16 protein-coding genes are annotated in these 19,930 nt (G+C 65.1%); 10 read left to right on the forward strand and 6 right to left on the reverse strand.

Translation table 11 applies throughout. From position 1 onward, the window contains the following. The 4 genes from A5636_RS06190 to lysX all read right to left on the reverse strand — a co-directional run. A partial coding sequence (locus A5636_RS06190; RefSeq protein WP_155763656.1) for a serine/threonine-protein kinase occupies positions 1-669 on the reverse strand: 669 nt, incomplete at its 3' end. After that, positions 662-916: a hypothetical protein gene (locus A5636_RS06195; protein WP_065157831.1), complete on the reverse strand. Its 255-nt coding sequence runs from the start codon at positions 914-916 to the stop codon at positions 662-664. The genes A5636_RS06195 and A5636_RS06190, both read right to left, overlap by 8 nt. 10 nt (positions 917-926) lie before the next feature. Continuing rightward, positions 927-1,364, reverse strand: a complete 438-nt coding sequence (locus A5636_RS06200; RefSeq protein WP_065157832.1) for a DUF6653 family protein — start codon at positions 1,362-1,364, stop codon at positions 927-929. 39 nt (positions 1,365-1,403) lie between these two features. Then, positions 1,404-4,739, reverse strand: coding sequence for a bifunctional lysylphosphatidylglycerol synthetase/lysine--tRNA ligase LysX (gene lysX, locus A5636_RS06205; protein WP_065157833.1), 3,336 nt, complete (start codon positions 4,737-4,739; stop codon positions 1,404-1,406). Positions 4,740-5,184: 445 nt separating this feature from the next. Between lysX and infC the strand changes: the two genes are divergently transcribed. The 4 genes from infC (at position 5,185) to A5636_RS06225 (ending at position 7,270) form a co-directional block, all read left to right on the forward strand. Next, the gene (infC, locus tag A5636_RS06210; RefSeq protein WP_155763659.1) at positions 5,185-5,778 is read left to right on the forward strand and encodes a translation initiation factor IF-3; all 594 of its coding nucleotides are present in this window, start codon (positions 5,185-5,187) and stop codon (positions 5,776-5,778) included. Between the two features lie 42 nt (positions 5,779-5,820). Beyond that, complete coding sequence (rpmI, locus tag A5636_RS06215) at positions 5,821-6,015, forward strand: 50S ribosomal protein L35 (protein WP_065157835.1); 195 nt, start codon at positions 5,821-5,823, stop codon at positions 6,013-6,015. A gap of 84 nt (positions 6,016-6,099) precedes the next feature. After that, the gene (rplT, locus tag A5636_RS06220) at positions 6,100-6,489 is read left to right on the forward strand and encodes a 50S ribosomal protein L20 (RefSeq protein WP_065157836.1); all 390 of its coding nucleotides are present in this window, start codon (positions 6,100-6,102) and stop codon (positions 6,487-6,489) included. Between the two features lie 13 nt (positions 6,490-6,502). Then, entirely contained in the window at positions 6,503-7,270 is a 768-nt protein-coding gene (locus tag A5636_RS06225; protein ID WP_065157837.1) for a TrmH family RNA methyltransferase, read from the forward strand. 268 nt (positions 7,271-7,538) lie between these two features. Here the strand turns inward: A5636_RS06225 and A5636_RS06230 are convergent, their stop codons facing one another. Continuing rightward, entirely contained in the window at positions 7,539-8,594 is a 1,056-nt protein-coding gene (locus tag A5636_RS06230; protein ID WP_065157838.1) for an oxygenase MpaB family protein, read from the reverse strand. A gap of 206 nt (positions 8,595-8,800) precedes the next feature. Between A5636_RS06230 and A5636_RS06235 the strand changes: the two genes are divergently transcribed. From A5636_RS06235 to A5636_RS06260, 6 genes are all read left to right on the forward strand, one after another. After that, positions 8,801-9,712 carry an adenylate/guanylate cyclase domain-containing protein gene (locus tag A5636_RS06235; protein ID WP_065157839.1) on the forward strand — a complete coding sequence of 304 codons (912 nt, stop codon included), beginning with the start codon at positions 8,801-8,803 and terminating at the stop codon, positions 9,710-9,712. Between the two features lie 10 nt (positions 9,713-9,722). Continuing rightward, positions 9,723-10,556, forward strand: a complete 834-nt coding sequence (locus tag A5636_RS06240; protein ID WP_065157840.1) for a rhomboid-like protein — start codon at positions 9,723-9,725, stop codon at positions 10,554-10,556. 158 nt (positions 10,557-10,714) lie between these two features. Continuing rightward, on the forward strand, positions 10,715-11,758 hold the full coding sequence (gene pheS / locus A5636_RS06245; protein WP_065157841.1) for a phenylalanine--tRNA ligase subunit alpha: 1,044 nt from the start codon (positions 10,715-10,717) through the stop codon (positions 11,756-11,758). After that, positions 11,758-14,256, forward strand: a complete 2,499-nt coding sequence (pheT, locus tag A5636_RS06250) for a phenylalanine--tRNA ligase subunit beta (protein ID WP_065157842.1) — start codon at positions 11,758-11,760, stop codon at positions 14,254-14,256. Before pheS ends, pheT begins: the two co-directional genes overlap by 1 nt. Positions 14,257-14,473: 217 nt before the next feature. After that, positions 14,474-15,961: a PE family protein gene (locus tag A5636_RS27545; protein WP_065157843.1), complete on the forward strand. Its 1,488-nt coding sequence runs from the start codon at positions 14,474-14,476 to the stop codon at positions 15,959-15,961. An 840-nt stretch (positions 15,962-16,801) separates the two neighbouring features. After that, positions 16,802-18,565 (forward strand): PE family protein, encoded by a 1,764-nt coding sequence (locus A5636_RS06260; protein WP_155763658.1) that lies wholly within the window; start codon positions 16,802-16,804, stop codon positions 18,563-18,565. A 348-nt stretch (positions 18,566-18,913) separates the two neighbouring features. Here A5636_RS06260 and A5636_RS26430 read toward each other — a convergent pair. After that, positions 18,914-19,930, reverse strand: a 1,017-nt coding sequence (locus A5636_RS26430; protein ID WP_172827166.1) for a hypothetical protein, incomplete at its 5' end; no start/stop codon positions are given.

Consider the following 19,930-nt stretch of genomic DNA (forward strand, 5'->3'; position numbering starts at 1 on the left):
TGCGCTGAGGGTCTGGGTCTGGAAAGGCGCTGCGCCGGTGAGACATTCGAACAGCACGCACGCCAGGGAATAGATGTCGGAACGGTAGGTCGTCTCGGCGTCGGAGAAGCGTTCCGGCGCCATGTACCGCCAACTGCCGACCGCGGTGCCGGTTTTGGTGAGTTGTTGGTCGGTGGCCGCGGCGGCGATTCCGAAGTCGACCAGATAGGCGAAGTCGTCGCCGGTGATCAGGATGTTCTCCGGCTTGATGTCGCGGTGGATGACTTCGGCGCGGTGCGCGGCGTCGAGTGCTGCTGCTACCTGAGTGATGATCGCGACTGCGCGGGCCGGGGCCAACGCCCCACCGCCCTTGAGCATCGCGCCGAGGTCTTCACCTTCGATGAAACGCATATCGATGAACAACTGGTCATCGATCTCGCCGAAATCGTGGATCGGCACGATGTGGGGTTCCTGCAACCGCCCGGCAGTGTGGGCTTCGCGCTGCATGCGACGCCGAAAGACCACATCCGAGTTGTATTGCTGCGAAAGGAGTTTGAGCGCTACAGTGCGGTCCTTGACGGTGTCGTGGGCTTCGTAGACTTCACCCATCCCACCGCGGCCCAGCAGCCGTCGCAGCTGGTACGGCCCGAACTGCATGCCCGCCCGCGAATCCGGCACGGTGTCAGTCATCGGTGCGCATCGACTCCCGGATCTCCTTGAGACGCTCGGCTGCCGCGCGCTGACGCGCTTCGAATTGCTCCTCGACCGCCCGGCCGTCTTCGGTGTCGGCGGCAAGCTCCTCGGCGCCCAGGGCGGTGCCGTAGCGCGATTCGATTTTCTCGCGCACCGAATCGAACGTCGGCACACCGCCGCGGTCATAGCCCGGGTCGGGCGCAGGCGTCGGTGTCGCGCGGGGATCAGGTGGTTGGTCGGGCATGCCCGCCAGGTTACTGGTGCGTGTCAGAGGCGGGTCGCTGCCGATCGAGAAATCGCACCATCAATTGCCAGTACCACATGGTCAGCGCCATCTGCGCGGCGACGGCGATTGCGGCCGGTGTGAATCGCCGACGGCGGGCCGCGACGGCCGCGGCCAGTGCGATTGCCGAGGTGAACGCGCTGAGGAGGGCGGCGGCGTCGCGGGGTCGCTCGGTGATCCAAAGCTCCTCGCCGAGCATTGCCCGCGTCGCCCAGGCATCGTGCTGATCAGGTTTGCCGAACATCACCGGATTGATGGCCAGCCATGTCGCGACCAACACCGCATGGCTGGGCCGGCGGGTCCAGATCGGTACCAGCGTCAGCGGTGTGCTCGCCCAGCGGGTCCACGCGCTCCACGGGTTGCAGTGCCGCGCGAATACCCCGCGGCGGACATCAGAGACCGACAGCATCGCCCCCACTTTCCGGACCCGGCGCGCCACCGCTGTGGGCTAGTGCGGCTTGGCCAGGGGGAACGGCAGCGTTTCCCGAATGCTGCGTCCGGTGATCAGCATGACCACCCGGTCGACGCCCATCCCCAGGCCACCGGTCGGTGGCATCGCGTACTCCATCGCCTGCAGGAAATCCTCGTCGAGCTCCATCGCTTCGGGATCGCCACCGGCGGCGAGCAGGGACTGCTCCTCCAAGCGGCGCCGTTGTTCCACCGGGTCGGTCAGCTCGCTGTAGGCCGTTCCCAGTTCGACCCCCCACGCCACCAGGTCCCAGCGCTCGGCGACACCGCGCTTGCTGCGATGAGGCCTGGTCAACGGCGATACCGAGGTAGGGAAGTCGATATAAAACGTTGGTTGCTCGGTGCGGTCCTCGACCAGGTGCTCATAGAGTTCGAGGACCACCGCGCCGGAATCCCAATAGTTGCGATATGGGATTCGGGCCGCGTCAGAGAGCTTGCGCAGCGTCCTGAGGTCGGTGCCGGCGTCGATGTGCTCGCCCAGGGCTTCCGACACCGCGTCGTGGACGGTCTTGACCGGCCAAACACCGGAGATGTCGACCGGCTCGAGACGCGCGCCATAGCTGTTCGATTCATCCTGAGCCCGCGGCCGCATCGCCGTTTGCGCACCATTGGCGGCCTGTGCGGCGTTCTGGATGAGTTCGCGGCAGCCGTCGATCCACATCCGGTAGTCGGCGTGTGCTTGGTATGCCTCCAGCAGGGTGAACTCTGGGTTGTGGCTGAAGTCGACACCCTCGTTGCGGAACGCCCGCCCCAGCTCGAACACCCGCTCCACACCCCCGACGCACAGCCGCTTGAGGTACAGCTCCGGGGCGATCCGCAGGAACAGGTCCATGGAGTACGCGTTGATGTGCGTGACGAACGGACGGGCGGTGGCACCGCCGTGCACCTGCTGCAATATCGGGGTCTCCACCTCGATGAAGCCCTTGTCGAAGAGCGTCTCCCTGATCGAGCGCAACACGCTGCCGCGCGCCGTGATCAGGTCGCGGGACTCCACGTTGACGGCCAGGTCCACATAGCGCGTCCGCACCCGGGCCTCGGGATCGGTCAAACCCTTCCACTTGTTCGGCAACGGCCGCAGGCATTTTCCGGTCAGCCGCCAGCGACTGACGATCAATGACCGGGTGCCCTTCTTGCTGAAGCCCATGTGCCCGGTCATCTCGACCAGGTCACCGAGGTCGATCGCCGCATTGAAGTCGGCGGCGCGGCCCTGCTCCAGTTGTGAATTGTCAAGCAGCACTTGCAGTTCGCCAGACCAGTCACGCAGGTGGGCGAACAGGACGCCACCGTAGTTGCGGATCCGCAGAATGCGTCCGGACACCGAGAGGCTGGACTCGCCGTCGGCCGCCAAAGCCTGGGCAACCGTGTGGGTGGGCGGCTCGCCTACCGGATAAGCATCGATTCCGCTCTTCCGGAGTTGCTGCAGCTTGGTCAGGCGTACCCGTACCTGCTCCGGCAGCCGGCGCCGCGCCTCGTTGTCTTCGGGGAGATCGTCTATTCGCAGGCCACTCACATCGGGGGCGGTGCCGTCGAGATGGAGCAGCCCGGTGTCCACCAGCCGCTGGGGCACCGCGGGGTGGTGTCCGGTGTGCACCTTGTCGCGCCGACTGAACGGCAGCACCAAAAACCCCTCGGCGATCACCGATGCGACACCCACTCGCGGCATCATGCGGGCGTCTTCGTAGCAGGCGTAGCGCGGAACCCATTCCGGCTGATACTTGTCGTTGGAGCGGTACAGCGTTTCGAGCTGCCACCACCGCGAGAAGAACACCAGCAAACCGCGCCACAGCCTGGCCACCGGACCCGCGCCGAGCTGCTCGCCCTGTTCGAATGCCGACCGAAAGACCGCAAAGTTCAACGAGATTCGGCTCAGCCCGAGATTCTCGGCATGCAGGGTGAGTTCGCTGACCATCAGCTCGATGGTGCCGTTGGGCGACTCCCGGGAACGACGCATCAAGTCCAGCGAAACACCGGTGGTGCCCCAGGGCACCAACGACAGCATCGCCACCACCTGGCCGGCTGGATCGATCGCCTCCACCAACAGACAGTCGCCGTCGGCCGGGTCACCCAGTCGGCCCAGCGCCATGGAAAAGCCGCGTTCAGATTCGGTGTCGCGCCAGGCGTCCGCCCGCTGCACGGTCTGCGCCATCTCTTCCGCGGGGATGTCGCGGTGTCGCCGGATGCGCACGGTCAGCCCGGCGCGGCGAGCCCGTGTCACGGCTTGGCGCACACCGCGCATTTCCGGACCGGACAGTTTGAAATCGGTGGGCCGCAGGATGGCCTCGTCGCCGAGTTCCAGCGCGTTGAGTCCGGCTTCCCGGTAGACCTGGGCGCCCTGCGAGCTGGCCCCCATCACGCCGGGGGCCCACCCGTAGGTCTGGCACAGCTGCAACCAGGCGTCCACGGCTTGGCGCCACGCCTTCGGGTCGCCGATGGGGTCGCCGCTGGCCAGACACACGCCGACCTCGACGCGGTAGGTGAGGGCGGCGCGACCGCTGGGGGCGAAGATCACCGACTTGTCGCGCCGGGTGGCGAAGTAGGCCAACGAGTCGTTCTTTCCCCACAATTCGACGAGCCCGCGGAGAGCGGATTCGTCCTCGCCGGTCAGCGCGTTGTCGGCCCGTTGCGAAAGGAACAGCACGATCGTCGCGGCGATCAGGGCAAACGCGCCGAACAGGCCGAAGATCGCGTTGAGGAAGACATGGGGTCGGCCGGTGAACAACTCGGGGTCGGCGAAGCCGAACCCCACAACTCGGTTCGCGACGTAAGGCAACCGGTCGGGTGCGGCCAGCGTCCCCGGGAACAGTTCCACCAGACCCCAGGACACCAGGATCCCGATGGCACCACCGATCCCCAGCACCGCAGCGGCGCGCAACAATGCCCCTCTGCGGACTTTCGCCCAGAACTCGCGGTAGCCCAGGACCAGTAGGACGATCGTCACGACGTGGAAGGCGAAGCCGAAGTTCTCACCGAAAGCCGCGCCGGGTGTGTTGTCGCCGGCGGCGATGTCGGCGACATTGATGACGGCGTGCACCACCATGTTGGCCAGCAACACCAGCCAGGCAATGCGCTTGCGTGCGGCCAGCGCGGCGGCCAGCAGGCCCAGCACGAATGACCACGCGAAGCTGGTGTCCGGAAAGTTGAACAGGTAGCTGTTGATGAATACGCGCGGGGTGTGGATCAGCCACCGGATCAGCGGCGACACACTGGCCAAGAGGGACACGGTCGCGATGACGCCGACCGTCCAGCCGGCTACCGCGGGCAGCCAGTGGTACCGGGATTTCGCCCGGCGCGGCGGGTGAGTCTTAGTGAGAGTCACAGACCGCGAGGATATTCGCTGTGGCCCGGAAATTCCTGGGGATCCGCCTAAGTGCCGAGACGTGGTCGCCCAGTCCCACCGAACAGAGCGACCCCGGAGAGTCGGCGCCCGCGTGATGCCGGGCCTAGAAGAGGTGTCATGCCTGCTAGACTGTCTGCTTGCGACCATCCCGGCCACGGCCAGGGACAGTTAAGTGGAGTCCCACTCCCACCGATTGCCACGAGAAGCGACGAAGTTCCTCAAGGTAATTCGGTCCGGTCACAGGCGTAGCGATTCGCCTGAACTGCGCGTTGCGCAGGCGGTTTGACCCGTTCAAGCCGCGATCGGTCGGCATTGGGCCCTGCTGGTGCAGGGCTTTTTTGCTGTTGGTTGGTGTTCTCCCGCGCTGTTTCCGGCAGGTCCAGGCATGGGCCGCAATGGAATGAATGCCGAAAAGGGAGGCCCCATCAGCACTGAGACCCGCGTCAACGAGCGCATTCGCGTACCTGAAGTTCGATTGATCGGCCCGGGAGGGGAGCAGGTAGGCATCGTGCGTATCGAAGACGCACTCCGCGTTGCCGCCGACGCCGATCTCGATCTCGTCGAAGTTGCTCCCAATGCCAGACCGCCGGTCTGCAAAATCATGGATTACGGGAAATACAAGTACGAGGCGGCGCAGAAGGCGCGCGAATCTCGCAAGAACCAGCAGCAGACCGTCGTCAAGGAACAGAAGCTGCGACCCAAGATCGACGATCACGATTACGAGACCAAGAAGGGTCACGTGGTCCGCTTCCTGGAAGCCGGGTCGAAGGTCAAGGTCACCATCATGTTCCGCGGACGTGAGCAGTCGCGGCCCGAGCTCGGGTATCGATTGCTGCAGCGACTTGGCGCGGACGTCGCCGAGTACGGCTTCGTCGAGACGTCAGCCAAGCAGGACGGGCGCAACATGACGATGGTGCTGGCACCGCATCGCGGAGCGAAGACTCGCGCTAGAGCGCGGCACCCGGAGGACCCAGGAGTGGGGCCGGCCGATGCGGCTGGTGATCGCGCACCGTCATAAATCGAATTTGTAGGACGACCCGAATCAGAGGACCGAGGAAACATGCCTAAGGCCAAGACCCATAGCGGCGCTTCAAAGCGGTTCCGCCGCACCGGAACCGGCAAGATTGTCCGGCAGAAAGCCAACCGCCGGCACTTGCTCGAGCACAAGTCGACCAGGCGCACCCGACGGCTCGATGGCCGCACGGTGGTCTCGGCCAACGACGCTAAGCGGGTCAACAAGATGCTGAACGGCTGAACCGCGCCGACTCAGCCCAACCACCGACAGCGGGCCGGCGGCAGCCCCCGACCATCACGTTTTGAACGGAAGTAGGAACAACCCATGGCACGCGTAAAGCGGGCGGTCAACGCCCACAAGAAGCGGCGCAGCATCCTGAAAGCCTCGAAAGGCTATCGCGGTCAGCGGTCCCGGCTCTATCGCAAGGCCAAAGAGCAGCAGTTGCACTCGCTGAATTACGCCTACCGGGACCGCCGTGCCCGCAAGGGTGAGTTCCGCAAGTTGTGGATCTCCCGGATCAACGCGGCGGCGCGTGCCAACGGCATCACCTACAACCGCCTGATCCAGGGCCTCAAGGCCGCGGGCGTCGAGGTAGACCGCAAGAATCTGTCGGACATCGCCATCACCGATCCGGCGGCGTTCGCCGCGTTGGTTGAGGTCGCCCGCGGCGCACTGCCCGAGGACGTCAACGCTCCCTCCGGAGAGGCTGCCTGACTTCGCGTCACCAGTGCTGACGGAACGTTCGGCCCGCGTGGTCGCTGCGGTCAAACTGCATCGCCACGTAGGCCGACGTCGCGCCGGGCGTTTTCTCGCCGAGGGGCCCAACCTGGTCTCGGCCGCGTCCGCGCGCGGCTTGGTTCGGGAGGTCTTCGTCACCGAGGACGCCGCGCAACGCTACGCAGCGTTGCTGACTCCACCGGTCCACCTGGTGACAGAGCGGGCAGCCAAAGCGCTGTCGGACACGGTGACTCCCACCGGACTCATCGCGGTATGTGAGGTTCCGGCAACGCAGCTGGCGGAAGTGCTCACCGGGTCAGCCCGGCTGATCGCGGTCGCCGTGGACATCAGCGAACCCGGCAACGCCGGCACGCTCATTCGTCTCGCCGACGCCATGGGTGCCGCGGCGGTGGTGCTGGCCGGGCACAGCGTCGACCCCTACAACGGCAAGTGCCTGCGCGCGTCGGCCGGCAGCATCTTCGCCATCCCGCTGGTCGTCGAACCGGACGCACACGGCGCGGTTACCCAGCTGCGGGCCGCCGGCCTGCAGGTGCTGGCGACGACGGTCGACGGGGAGATGCCGCTTGACGCCACGGAGCTATCGCTGGACCGGCCGACCGCGTGGCTGTTCGGCCCCGAATCACAGGGCCTGTCCGCCGAACTCGCCGACACGGCAGATCATCGGGTGGTAATCCCGATGGCTGGGGGAGCGGAGAGCTTGAATGTCGCGACGGCCGCAGCAATTTGCCTTTATCAGAGCTCCCGCGCGTTGGCCTGAAGGCGTGCCTGAACTCATCGGCCCCGCAAATTGAATAAGCCCTCGCTGGGGGATCAGGTCTCGTTCCCCCTCAGCTGCGGCTACTCATCGGTGCAACCGACTCAATGGGTCACTGGTGGATTCTCTTCGTTGATACGCCGCGCGGGGCTACACCGTGACCAACATGGGTTTCACTCAGACCTTCGCCGGCGCGGAATTCGCGTTCGCCGGCGCGCGATTTGGGGGGTTGGGTACCGAAGTCCTCAAGCTGTTGGACCTGTAGGTCGCATCAGGCGGCGGTCGTGCGCCCCCGGGCCGGGCGCAGGCCGGCGATGGAGAGCGTGCTGTGCACCAGTGATCCGGCGCGCTCCATGATGGCACGCGCTGGTTGCAGTGGACGGCCCAGTGGGGAGCGGGATCGGGGCGGGAAGTAGTGCATGGGCATCCCACGACGGTCCCGTGGCGGCCCCATGAATGCCGGTGCCTCGACCAGCGGCGCGTCATCGCGAATTCGTCCCTCCGCGCGGCGGTACGCGGCCAATGCCCGTGGGTGCAGCCGTATTTCGTCGGGCACCGCAAGGAAGGCCAGCTCGACGAGTTTGCCGAACAGCCGCAGCAGGATCTCGTCGCCCGGGGTCCAACGCATGCCCGCTTTTTCCCGGACGGCCGGCTCGAAGAGGCCAGCAGCGATCCAGCGTTGGCCGGCCACCATGGGCTTCAAGAGCTGATCCCAGATCGGTCTGGGCATCAGAACGAACTTCGGCTTGGGGATCTTGATCTCGAAGATGTCCAGCACTGCCTGGTTGATCTCCAGCTGCTCGCGGCCGACCCGCTCCCAATATGCCTGGAAGTCTTCCCAGGACTCGGGTACCGGTCGCATGCTCATGCCGTACATCCGGTACCACTGCACGTGCTCGTCGAACAGCTGCCGCTTCTCGGCCTCGGTCAGACCGCCGCAGAAGTACTCGGCAACCTTGATGACAAGCATGAAAAATGTGGCGTGCGCCCAGTAGAACGTCTCCGGATTCAGGGCGTGGTAGCGGCGGCCTTCACCGTCGACACCTTTGATGGTGCGGTGATAGCTCTTGATCTGCTGGCCGGTCTGGGCCGCGCGGTCGCCGTCGTAAACGACGCCCATGATGGGGTACACAGACCGAGCCACTCGCTGCAAAGGCTCACGCAGCAGGATGGAGTGTTCTTCAACTCCGGCGCCCAATTCCGGATACATGTTCTGAATCGCCCCGATCCAGATGCCCATCATTCCGGTGCGTAGATCCCCGAAATATTTCCAGGTCAAAGAATCGGGCCCCAGCGGGTCAGTCGGTGTCGCAGATATGGCAGTCACGCGGCCTCCAAAGCACCTAAATCTGCGCTCACGATAAACGGTGACAACACGCGTTGTCTACAATTTCCGCATATGTGGCGTGCGCGTGTTACGCAGTCGCCACCCACCCGCCGCACCGGCGTGATCAGCGTGTTTGATGCGATCTGTGACACACGTGGCGTGATCGTCATTGCCGGGGTCTGGCCGAACCGCCTACCCTCGAACAAGTGGAGGTCGGGCGTGAAGAATCGGAATCCGGCGAACCCGACCAAACGGCAACTGCGGTGGCTGAGAAGGCCCCGCGGCGGCGATCGCCGGCGAAGTGGCTGAGCAGCACCAATCACAGTCCCGGTGTGGTGGGGTTCGTCAAACGCGCGCGGCGGTTACTGCCGGGCGATCCCGATTTCGGCGACCCCTTGTCCACCGCGGGAGAAGGTGGTCCGCGGGCGGCTGCACGGGCTGCTGACCGCCTCCTCGGGGATCGCAACGCGGCATCCCGCGAGGTCAGTTTGGGTGTGTTGCAGGTGTGGCAGGCCGCGACCGAGGCCGTCTCCCGGCGCCCGGCAAATCCGGAGGTGACGCTCGTCTTCACGGACCTGGTCGGTTATTCGACGTGGTCGCTGGAGGCCGGGGACGAAGCGGCCCTCAACCTGCTCCGCCAGGTGGCCCGGGCCGTGGAGTCGCCGCTGCTGGATGCCGGCGGGCACATCGTCAAGCGGATGGGCGACGGGATCATGGCCGTATTCCGCCGTCCGGATGTCGCGGTCAAGGCGGTACTTGCGGCCGAGCAGGCGATCACATCTGTTGAGGTGGACGGTTATACACCGCGGATGCGGGTCGGCATCCACACCGGACGTCCGCAACGGCTCGGTTCGGACTGGCTCGGCGTCGATGTGAACATCGCGGCGCGGGTGATGGAACGCGCTACCAAGGGCGGCATCATGATCTCCAGTCCCACTTTGGATTTGATCCCCCAGAGCGATCTGGACGCGTTGGGCGTCACCGTCAAGCGCGCCCGTCGGCCCATGTTCTCCAGCAAACTCACCGGTATCCCGCCGGACCTTGCGATCTATCGCCTCAAAACTAGTAGGGAGTTTTCAGCTCGCGATAACACGGATGAGACCAACGTCCATGCATAGTGGAAGGCAAATGGTCTCCAAGATATTCAAGATCTCCAATTTGTTGGCGGGGCTGGCGCGTGTCCGCTTCACCGTGGCCTACGTGGCGGCTCTGGCGTTTGTCAGCACCGCCATGCTGCTGATCGACCCGCAGACCCACGACCGAGTGATCCGAAACGCCAGCACCAACGTGCACAACCTGGCCCACGGCAGGCTCGGAACTCTGCTGGGCAGCGCTTTCGTCGTCGAGGCCTGTCCGCTGTACTTCTGGATGCCGTTCCTGACATGTCTGCTTGTGCTGGCCGAGCTGCAGATGCGCACCTTGCGGTTGGTGGCGGCGTTCTTGATCGGTCACATCGGAGCCACGCTCGTGGTGGCCGCAGTCCTGGCGACGGCCGTCAAGCTGGGCTGGATGCCGTGGTCGATCACCCGCGCCAGTGATGTCGGGATGAGTTACGGCGCGCTCGCTGTACTCGGTGCCCTCACGGCGACGATCCCACGGCAGTGGCGGCCGGCGTGGATCGTCTGGTGGCTCGCGGTGAGCGTGTCGGCGGCGGTCATCGGCGGTGAATTCACCAACGCGGGCCATGCCGTCGCTCTGACCCTGGGGATGCTGGTCGGCACCCGATTCCACGGAGCCGCGCACTGGACTCCGGTGCGCTGCCTGATGCTGCTCAATGCCGCGGGCTTCGGGTTTCTGATCCTGGCGCACAGCATGTACGGAATGTTCGTCGGCACGGTCTTCGGCGTGTTGGGCGCTGCGGTCGCCCACTTCGCCGCGCGACGGTTCGGTTCTGCTACCCCCGACGAGTCGATGCACACATGTGCCGGCCAGCCGGAGCCGGCGTTGAGCCCGACTGCCTGATCGCGGGGCTTCGCAGCGGCAGCCCGCGCTTGGTGATCCGTGACACACGAGGTCATGACTTATGATCGGCACCTGCGTCATCCGCTGCGCTCCAGTCCATCGCGCGGGGTGTGGCCAGGCAGCCCAACCAGCCTCGTCAGCAAGGAGAGTGCCGCCGCGTGGGTGATCAACCCGTCGACCTGTCGCCGGACGCGTTGGCGAAGGCGGTCGAGGCCGCCCAGCGCGCCATCTCCAGCGCCGACAGTCTGGATGCGCTGGCCCACATCAAGACCGAGTATCTCGGTGAGCGTTCACCGTTGGCACTGGCGCGTCAAGCGCTTGGCGGCCTGCCCAAAGACCAGCGCGCCGATGCGGGAAAGCGGGTCAACGTCGCGCGCAGCGAAGCGCAGCGCAGCTATGACGAGCGCCTGGCTGCGTTGCGTGCCGAGCGGGATGCGGCAGTGCTCGTCGCCGAACGGATCGATGTCACGTTGCCTTCGACGCGCCAGCCCACCGGGGCGCGGCACCCGATCACCATCTTGGCTGAGCACATCGCCGACACTTTCATCGCGATGGGATGGGAACTGGCTGAGGGGCCGGAAGTCGAGACGGAGCAATTCAACTTCGACGCGCTCAATTTCCCGCCCGACCATCCGGCGCGCAGCGAGCAAGACACGTTCTACATCGCGCCGGAGAATTCCCGGCAGCTGTTGCGTACCCACACCTCGCCGGTGCAGGTCCGCACGCTGCTCGAGCGCGACCTGCCGGTTTATATCATCTCGATCGGTCGCACCTTCCGCACCGACGAACTCGACGCCACCCATACGCCGGTGTTCCATCAGGTCGAGGGATTGGCGGTGGATCGCGGGCTGACGATGGCCCATCTGCGCGGCACGCTGGACGCGTTCGCCCGCGCGGAGTTCGGGCCGCTGGCGCGAACCCGGATGCGCCCGCATTTCTTCCCCTTCACCGAGCCCTCCGCCGAGGTCGACGTGTGGTTCGCCAACAAGAAGGATGGCGCGGGCTGGGTGGAGTGGGGCGGCTGCGGCATGGTGCATCCCAACGTGTTGCGGGCCGCGGGCATCGACCCCGAGGTGTATTCCGGGTTCGCTTTCGGTATGGGCCTGGAACGAACCTTGCAGTTCCGCAACGGCATCCCCGACATGCGCGACATGGTCGAAGGCGACGTCCGGTTCTCGCTGCCGTTCGGGGTGGGGGCCTGATGCGAGTCCCGTACAGCTGGCTGCGCGAGGTCGTCTCGGCAGGTGCGCCCGGTTGGGACGTGCCCGCCGATGAACTCGCGCAGGCCCTCATCCGCATCGGCCACGAGGTCGAAGAGGTGGTGCCGCTGGGCCCGGTCGACGGCCCGCTGACGGTGGGCCTGGTGACCGAGGTCGAGGAACTCACCGAATTCAAGAAGCCGATCCGGGCGTGCCGGGTGGCTGTCGGTGCTGGTGATCCGCAGGAAATCATCTGCGGTGCAACCAATTTCAAAGTCGGTGATCTGGTAGTGACGGCGTTGCCCGGCACCACCCTGCCGGGCGGATTCACCATCACCGCGCGAAAGACCTACGGCCGCACCTCCAACGGGATGATCTGTTCGGCTGCCGAATTGGGATTGGGCGCCGATCATTCCGGGATCCTGGTGCTGCCGCCGGGGACTGCGGAACCGGGAGCCGACGCCGCGGCCGTGCTGGGCCTGGACGACGTGGTTTTCCACCTTGCGATCACCCCCGACCGCGGGTACGGCATGTCGGTACGGGGGCTGGCCCGCGAGATCGCCTGCGCCTATGACTTGGAGTTCATCGATCCGGCGGCCGTCGCTCCGCTGCCCGTCGAGGGTGAGGCGTGGCCGCTGCGGGTGCATCCGGAGACCGAGGTGCGTCGGTTCGCGCTGCGACCGGTCGCCGGGATCGACCCCGCTGCCATCACACCCTGGTGGCTGCAACGCCGCCTTCTGCTATCCGGCATCCGTGCCACGTCGCCGGCAGTCGACGTCACCAACTACGTGATGCTGGAACTGGGACACCCGATGCACGCCCACGACCGCACCCGCATCACCGGGGCCTTCGAGGTGCGATTCGCCCATACAGGCGAGACCGTCGTCACCCTCGACGACATCGAACGCAAGCTCGCACCCACCGACGTATTGATCGTCGACGAGGTCGCGACCGCCGCGATCGGCGGCGTCATGGGCGCGGCCAGCACCGAAGTACGCGCCGATTCCACCGAGGTACTACTGGAAGCCGCTGTCTGGGATCCTGCCGCGGTCTCGCGCACCCAGCGGCGATTGCACCTGCCCAGCGAAGCGGCGCGCCGTTACGAGCGCGCGGTGGACCCAGCCATATCTGTGGCAGTCCTGGACCGCTGCGCCAGGCTGCTTGTCGACATCGCCGGGGGAGTAGCCGAACCCGCCCTGACCGACTGGCGCGGCGACCCACCAGTCGCCGACTCGGTTACCGAATGGGCGGGGCCTGCGATCCAGATCCCCGCCGACCTGCCGGATCGCTTTGCCGGAGTGGCGTACCGCGCGGGGACGACGGCGCGACGGCTATCCCAGATCGGCGCCCGGGTGGAGCAGGACGGTGACACCCTGACCGTCACACCGCCGAGCTGGCGGCCCGACCTACGCCAGCCCGCGGACCTCGTCGAGGAAGTGCTGCGGTTGGAGGGGCTCGAGGTCATTCCCTCGGTGTTGCCGCCGGCGCCCGCGGGTCGCGGGCTCACCGCGACGCAGCAGCGCCGGCTCGCGATCGGCAAGTCGTTGGCGTTGTCCGGCTACATCGAGGTCCTGCCGACCCCCTTCCTGCCGGCGGGCGTGTTCGACCTGTGGGGGCTGACCGCCGATGATCCGCGCCGGGTCACCACCACTGTGCTCAACCCGTTGGAGGCCGATCGTCCGCAGCTGGCCACCACCTTGCTGCCCGCTTTGCTCGAAGCGTTGAGCCGCAACGTGTCCCGCGGACTCGGTGACACGGCGTTGTTCGCCATCGCTCAGGTGGTCCATCCGACGGAACTCACCCGCCGTGTCGAACCGGTCCCCGTCGACCGCAAGCCCACCGATGCCGAGATCGCCACGCTGGATGCCTCGTTACCGCGGCAACCTCAGCATGTCGCCGCAGTGCTGGCCGGTTTGCGAGAGCCGCGTGGCCCCTGGGGTCCTGGCCGCGCAGTCGAGGCCGCCGACGCGTTTGAGGGCGTGCGAATCATCGCGCGCGCCAGCGGAGTCGACGTCACCCTGCGGCCCGCTCAACACTTGCCGTGGCACCCGGGCAGGTGCGCCGAGATCGTGATCGCAGGAGCTGTCGTCGGGCACGCCGGACAGCTGCATCCGGCCGTGATCGAGCGCGCGGCCCTGCCGAAAGGCACCTGCGTATTCGAGCTGAACTTGGACGCCATACCCATCAGCACGGTGCTGCCCGCTCCACGGGTTTCTCCATTCCCGGCGGTGTTCCAGGACGTCAGCCTGGTGGTGGCCGCCGACGTGGCGGCCCAGACCGTCGAGGATGCGGTCCGTGATGGGGCCGGCCCCCTGCTGGAGCACATTCAACTGTTCGACGTCTTCGTCGGCCCGCAGATTGGCGCGGACCGCAAGTCGCTGACTTTTGCGCTGCGATTTCGGGCGGCTGATCGGACGTTGACCGAGGACGACGCGAGCAACGCCCGTGACGCCGCGGTGCGATGTGCCGCCGAGCGAGTCGGCGCCGAGCTGCGTAGCTGACGCGTCTCACGCCCGCCGCCGGTTTTTCCTGCGGTCTTCACGGAATAAATACATCTGATGCGGCGCTTCCGCATGGTGTTGCACGCTAACTGCCCATAACCTGCCAGTTTCCTGTGACTTGGGGAACCTTACTTGCCAGTAGGTTTTCTCAAGATAAATTCATTATGCATCTGGTGACCACCGGTCACTAATCGGGCAAGTGATGAGGAGTTGGTTCATGTCTTTCGTGTTCGCCGCGCCGGAGTTGGTGGAGGCCGCAGCGCAGAACCTGGCTGGTATCGGTTCGTCGCTGGGACAGGTCACCGCGGCTGCGGCGGCCCCGACCACTGGCATATTGGCCGCGGGCGCCGATGAGGTGTCGGCGGCGATCGCGCAACTCTTCGGCACGCACGGCCAGGATTTCCAGGCCCTCAGTGCTCAGGCGGCGGCGTTTCACGAGGAGTTCGTCGGCTTGTTGAATGCCGGTGCCGGCGTGTACGCCAGCGCCGAGGCATCCGGAGCGCAGAGTCTGCTCAGCAGCCTTTCAGGGGCTGTCCCGGGCGGGATGCAAGCGGTCACGAATGCGTTCGCCGCATCCCCGGTGCTCCAAGAGCTCAACGCTTTCGGTGCTACGGTCGCCGCGCCCTACCAATCGCTCGTCTCCAACACGATGGCGAACCTGCAGGCCATCAACAGCACCTTCGCTGCGAATCCGTTTCCCTTCCTGAGTCAGATCGTCAGCAACCAGAGCAGCTACGCCCAGCAATTCGCCACGGGTCTGCAGGGTGTCGTCCAGAATTTGCCTGCCGAGTTGGCCAATGTGCCACTCAATATCCAAGCCTCATTGCAGGCACTGTCGACTGTTAACCCGGGTGCCGTTCTGCAGCAAGTCATCAACACCCAGGTCGGCTACGCCCAGACGATCGCCACCGGGCTCGCCAGTGCCGCGCACGACTTCGGTACCGGATTGGCGACACTGCCGACCACCTTCCAGGCGGCGGCTCAGAACCTCTTGACAGGCAACGTCGCCGGGGCGGTGGGCACTTTAGGGCAGGGTGTGGAAAATCTCTTCCTTCCCGGATTTCAGGACATAACGTTCGCGCTCGGTGACATGGGTTTGATTCCGATTGTTCCCCTTGGCCCGCTGGGCGACCTATTGCCCATCTTCTCCATCCCCGGACAGATGGCGCAGAATCTCACAAACCTCATACCGGCCGGCTCGATCCCGGCGCAGATGGCGCAGAACGCCACCAACGTGCTGAATGCGCTGACGAACTTCGGGGCGACGTTCGATCCAACCACTTTGGGTATCAACTTCGGGTTGCCGTTGCGGGTGCTTTTCGACGGCATCGGCGCCCCGGTAAACGGACTGGCGGCGCTTAACTCCACCGCCACGGCACTTGCCAGCGCGGTGCAGACCGGAAACGTCGCGGGAACGGCAGCCGCGATCCTCGATGCTCCGGCCGTCTTTGCCGATGGTTTCCTCAATGGCCAGACATTGATAAGTCTGCCGCCGCTGACAACGATCGTGGATCTCGGGATACCTGACCTTCCTCCTCAATCCCTCACAGCAGTGGCGCAGCTTCCCTTGGGTGGCCTGCTAACTCCACTCAGTCCGATTAGCAGCAACATCGGGGTGCTTCCAGGCACCCCGATCGGTGGCCTCATTCCCGGTCTATTGAGCTTCGGGTCTGAACTTGCGGCGGCAATTACACCTTTGATGTAGGTCCGTTCTGATGTAGGTCCGTCTGTCGGCCAGGACATCTGAGTAACAGGTGTCCTGGCCACGGATTTGTTGAATGCATTGCTTACCGCTCCCACTTTGATGGTCCGGCCTGGGCGGTATTGGCGGTACCGCAGGCGGACTCCTCGGCAACGGGGGCCACGCCGGAAACGCGGGAACCGGCGGCTACGGCGGCACAGGTGGAAACGGGAAATCGCCGGGCATCGGGGGCACTGGCGGTGACGGCGGCGGCGGCGGCACCGGTGGCAACGCACAACTCATCGGCGCGGGCGGCACCGGCGGCAGTGGCGGCACCGGCGGCACCGGCACCACACCGGGACCGACGGACCCGACGGCCCGGGCGGCACCGGCGGAGCTATCTTTGGCAGCGCAGGAAGCAACGGAGGGTAATCGTCGGTAGTTTCGCGGGCTGGCTCTAACGACCGACGCGAATCCTGCAGCCGCTCTGCGGTGTTGGTCACCGCCGCTGGATACTTTGATGTTGGCGGATATTGGCGGCCCGCCAATGTCTACTGCTGAGAGCAACTTTCATTGACACCAGGGCTGCCCTCAACCTTCATGCACTCCGGTTCTCCTCCACTCCGCCGTCACGGGAACCCCGCTCTGAGGCATTGTTCGGGGTCTGCTGAACTTCCTGCCTCAGCAACTCGCGGAAGCTATCGGCGCGCGGCCGCTCACCTAGCGGCGAGCTCAGATTAGGCGCATTCTCCCGCAGTGACTTAGCGCTCAAATTAATATCCGTTCTGATGTTTATGTAATTCCCGGAATGGGTACTGCCCGCGTACGTCGGGTGCGGGTCGAGGGGAGATCGTCGTGTCTTTTGTGGTCGCCGAAGCGGATCTGGTATCTGCAGCAGCAGGGCAACTGGCAGGGCTTCGCTCTTCGCTCAGTGAGGCGGCCGCCGCAGCCGCAGCTCCCACGACCGGCATTGCCGCGGCGGCCAGCGACGAGATTTCGGCTGCCATCGCACGGATTTTCGGTACCTTCGGACAGGATTTCCAAGCGGTCAACAGTCAGGCGGCAGCATTCAACGCCGAGTTCGTGCGTTTGCTGAACGGCAGCGCATCAGCGTATGTAACCGCCGAGATCGCTAATGCCGAGCGGACCCTGCTGGGCGGCGCATTTGGCTACCCGACGGCTGCCACCGACCCGCTCGGTGGCCTCCTGGGTGGGCTGCTCGGCGGCGGCACCACCAGTGGTGGCGGTGGCCTCCCGACGGGTGGACTTACCGGGCTGTTAGGGCCGCTTACCGGTGGTACCGGAGCACTGAACCTTCTATCTCCTGCTCTCACCCCACTTCTCGGCGGTTTGGGCGGGTTGCCCGGGCCGCTGGGTCCGGTCCTCGGCGGTCTCGGGACTTCGCTACAAAATCTGTTGGCGCCGCAGGCTCTTGTCGCGCCCAACTTCAGCGCCTATCCCAGCCCGTATCAGACGTTGTTCGAAAACACGGTCCGCAACCTGGGCGACCTGGGCGCGAATTACCGGCTGTTCCCGATCCTGAACCAAATCGCGGTCAACCAGGCCCACTACGCGCAGTTGGCCGCACACGATTTCGCGCTGAATCTCCAAGGTTTCCCGGCCAACGTGCCGACGAACGTTCAACTCGGGCTCCAATATGCCTCGACCTTCAACTTGGGCACCCAGGTCGAGAACTTCGTCAAAGGCACCACCGGCTTCTACGGAGTGCTTGGGACGCAACTAGGGGAGTTCAGTGCGGGAATTCAGCAAACATTCCCCACGTTCCAGCATGATTTGAACCTGGCCGGCAATGCGATCCAGCAGGGTAATTACCACCAAGCCGTGCAGTACTCGGCGCACGCCTTCATCGACCTCTTTATCACTGGATTCGACACAAGCGGGCTGGGGATCTCTGTGTCACTAAATCCGCTTGGAGTCGACATATCAGGCCCCATAGGCGTGGAAGGTCCCGCGGGAGCGCTGCTACCCATCCTCACCGCCATCGGGCAGCAGGCGCAGGGTGCAGCAAGTCTGGTTCCAGCCGGGACCATACCTGGAATGATGGCGCGGAACTTTGCCAACGGGATCGGTACGCTCACCGATGCTGGCGTTTCGGCAGATTTCGTGCTGGGGCTGACATTGCCCCCGAGTCTCACCGGTGAGGCTATCTTCGGGTTGCCATTACAGCTCGGGTTTGCAGTACTAGGTTCGCCGTTTGCCGGTCTCGACGGATTAGCGGAGGGGGCTACGGCATTCTCGACGGCCATGGCGTCCGGCAACCTCCTAGCAGCTGCAAACGCCATTGGAAATACGCCAGCCTATGTGATGGATGGTTTTCTCAACGGCGAAGTGATCATCGATCAGCCCCTGCCGGTGACTGTGGAGTTGCCAGTTATCGGGATCCCTGTAACGATCCCGGTTATTGCGCACTTGCCTCTCGCTGGCCTGCTGGTTCCGCCGCACGGGATTTCGGCCTCAGTGCCCCTGAATCAAATCGTGCCTATTCTTGGCCTTCCGGATATCACCGTCCCGCTCGGCGGCACTGAATTCGGGGGACTCTTCCCGTTCTTGCTGAACACCCTGCCGCAGCAAGTCGCGCAGTCGATGTCCTACACCAACACCCTGTAGCTTTTGAACGACGTTGCCGCTGGATACCTGAGAGTCCGGTCCACTGTGGCCGGCCAGCGCGGGACGTCGTCACAGGCGAGGAAATCGCAGAACTCGTTCTGATTGCTCAAATAGATTGTCCTTCAAAGCTTTTCCCGTGCAATCGAGCATCTGTGCGCATGCAGGGTAACGTGCCACGCTTGTTACGACTCAACCGATGTCACCATCCACAACAGTCCCGTGCGCTGTCGTGGCACGACGGCAGCGTTACTGAACTCCTGACGCGATGGGCCAGCTAGCCACGGTCACAAACAGACGCGGCACCGGAGTTCCTTCGAACGTCCGGTGCCGCGTCGTCGGGGCTATCTCCTAGGTGCTGACCGAAACATTCAGAGCGGCCTGCAGGGCCAGCTGAAGGTTGAGCAGCGTGTTGCTGAAGTTGAGTGCAACGTTCGCCGCAGTGATGTTCAGCGCGACAAGCAGTGATCCGCCGGTCTGGGACAGCCCGGTGAGTGCGGCCTCAATCCCAGCCACCAACGGTCCACCAGTCTGGCCCAATCCGGAGAGACCGGCACCCAGGCTGGCGCCGAAGGCATCACTGAAGACATCGGTGACCTGAGCGACCGCGTTGGCCCAGATGTTCGCCAGGGCCATACCGGTTTGTCCACCTCCTGCGAGCGCAGCGGCCAGGTTAGCAGTGACGGCGGCACCGGTCTGGCTAAGTCCGGACAACCCCGCGGCGAAGCTGGCAGATAGAGCTTCCCCGGCGTCCACCAGGCCGTTCAACGATCCCGATAGCGCCGCACCGAGCTCGGCACCGAGGTTGGCGCTCAGGTTGGCTGATATTGCAGCGTTGATGTCGCCCAATCCGGCACTGAGCGCCGCGCTGATGCCGTTAAGGCCACCGCTGAAGGCCCCGCTGATCGCGGTGTTCAGCGCGCCCAAGTTGCCGGCGAGGTTCACCAGGGTGTTGAGGCCACCGGTGAGGGCGGCGCCGAAGTCAGGCAGCACCAGCCCGGGGAAGCCCGGAATGTTGATGCCCGGCAAACCGAAGTTCAGCGGCGGGAACTGGAAGCCCGGGAACCCGGGCAGCGGCGGCAGTTCCAGGTTGCCGGCCAGGTTCACCAACGTGTTCAGCCCGCCGGTGAGGGCGGCGCCGAAGTCAGGCAGCACCAGCCCGGGGAAGCCCGGAATGTTGATGCCCGGCAAGCCGAAGTTCAGCGGCGGGAACTGGAAACCGGGGAACCCGGGCAGCGGCGGCAGTTCCAGGTTGCCGGCCAGGTTCACCAACGTGTTCAGCCCGCCGGTGAGGGCGGCGCCGAAGTCAGGCAGCACCAGCCCGGGGAAGCCCGGAATGTTGATGCCCGGCATGCCGAAGTTCAGCGG

This window comes from Mycobacterium asiaticum, from assembly GCF_001673315.1.
Lineage (GTDB): Bacteria > Actinomycetota > Actinomycetes > Mycobacteriales > Mycobacteriaceae > Mycobacterium > Mycobacterium asiaticum_B.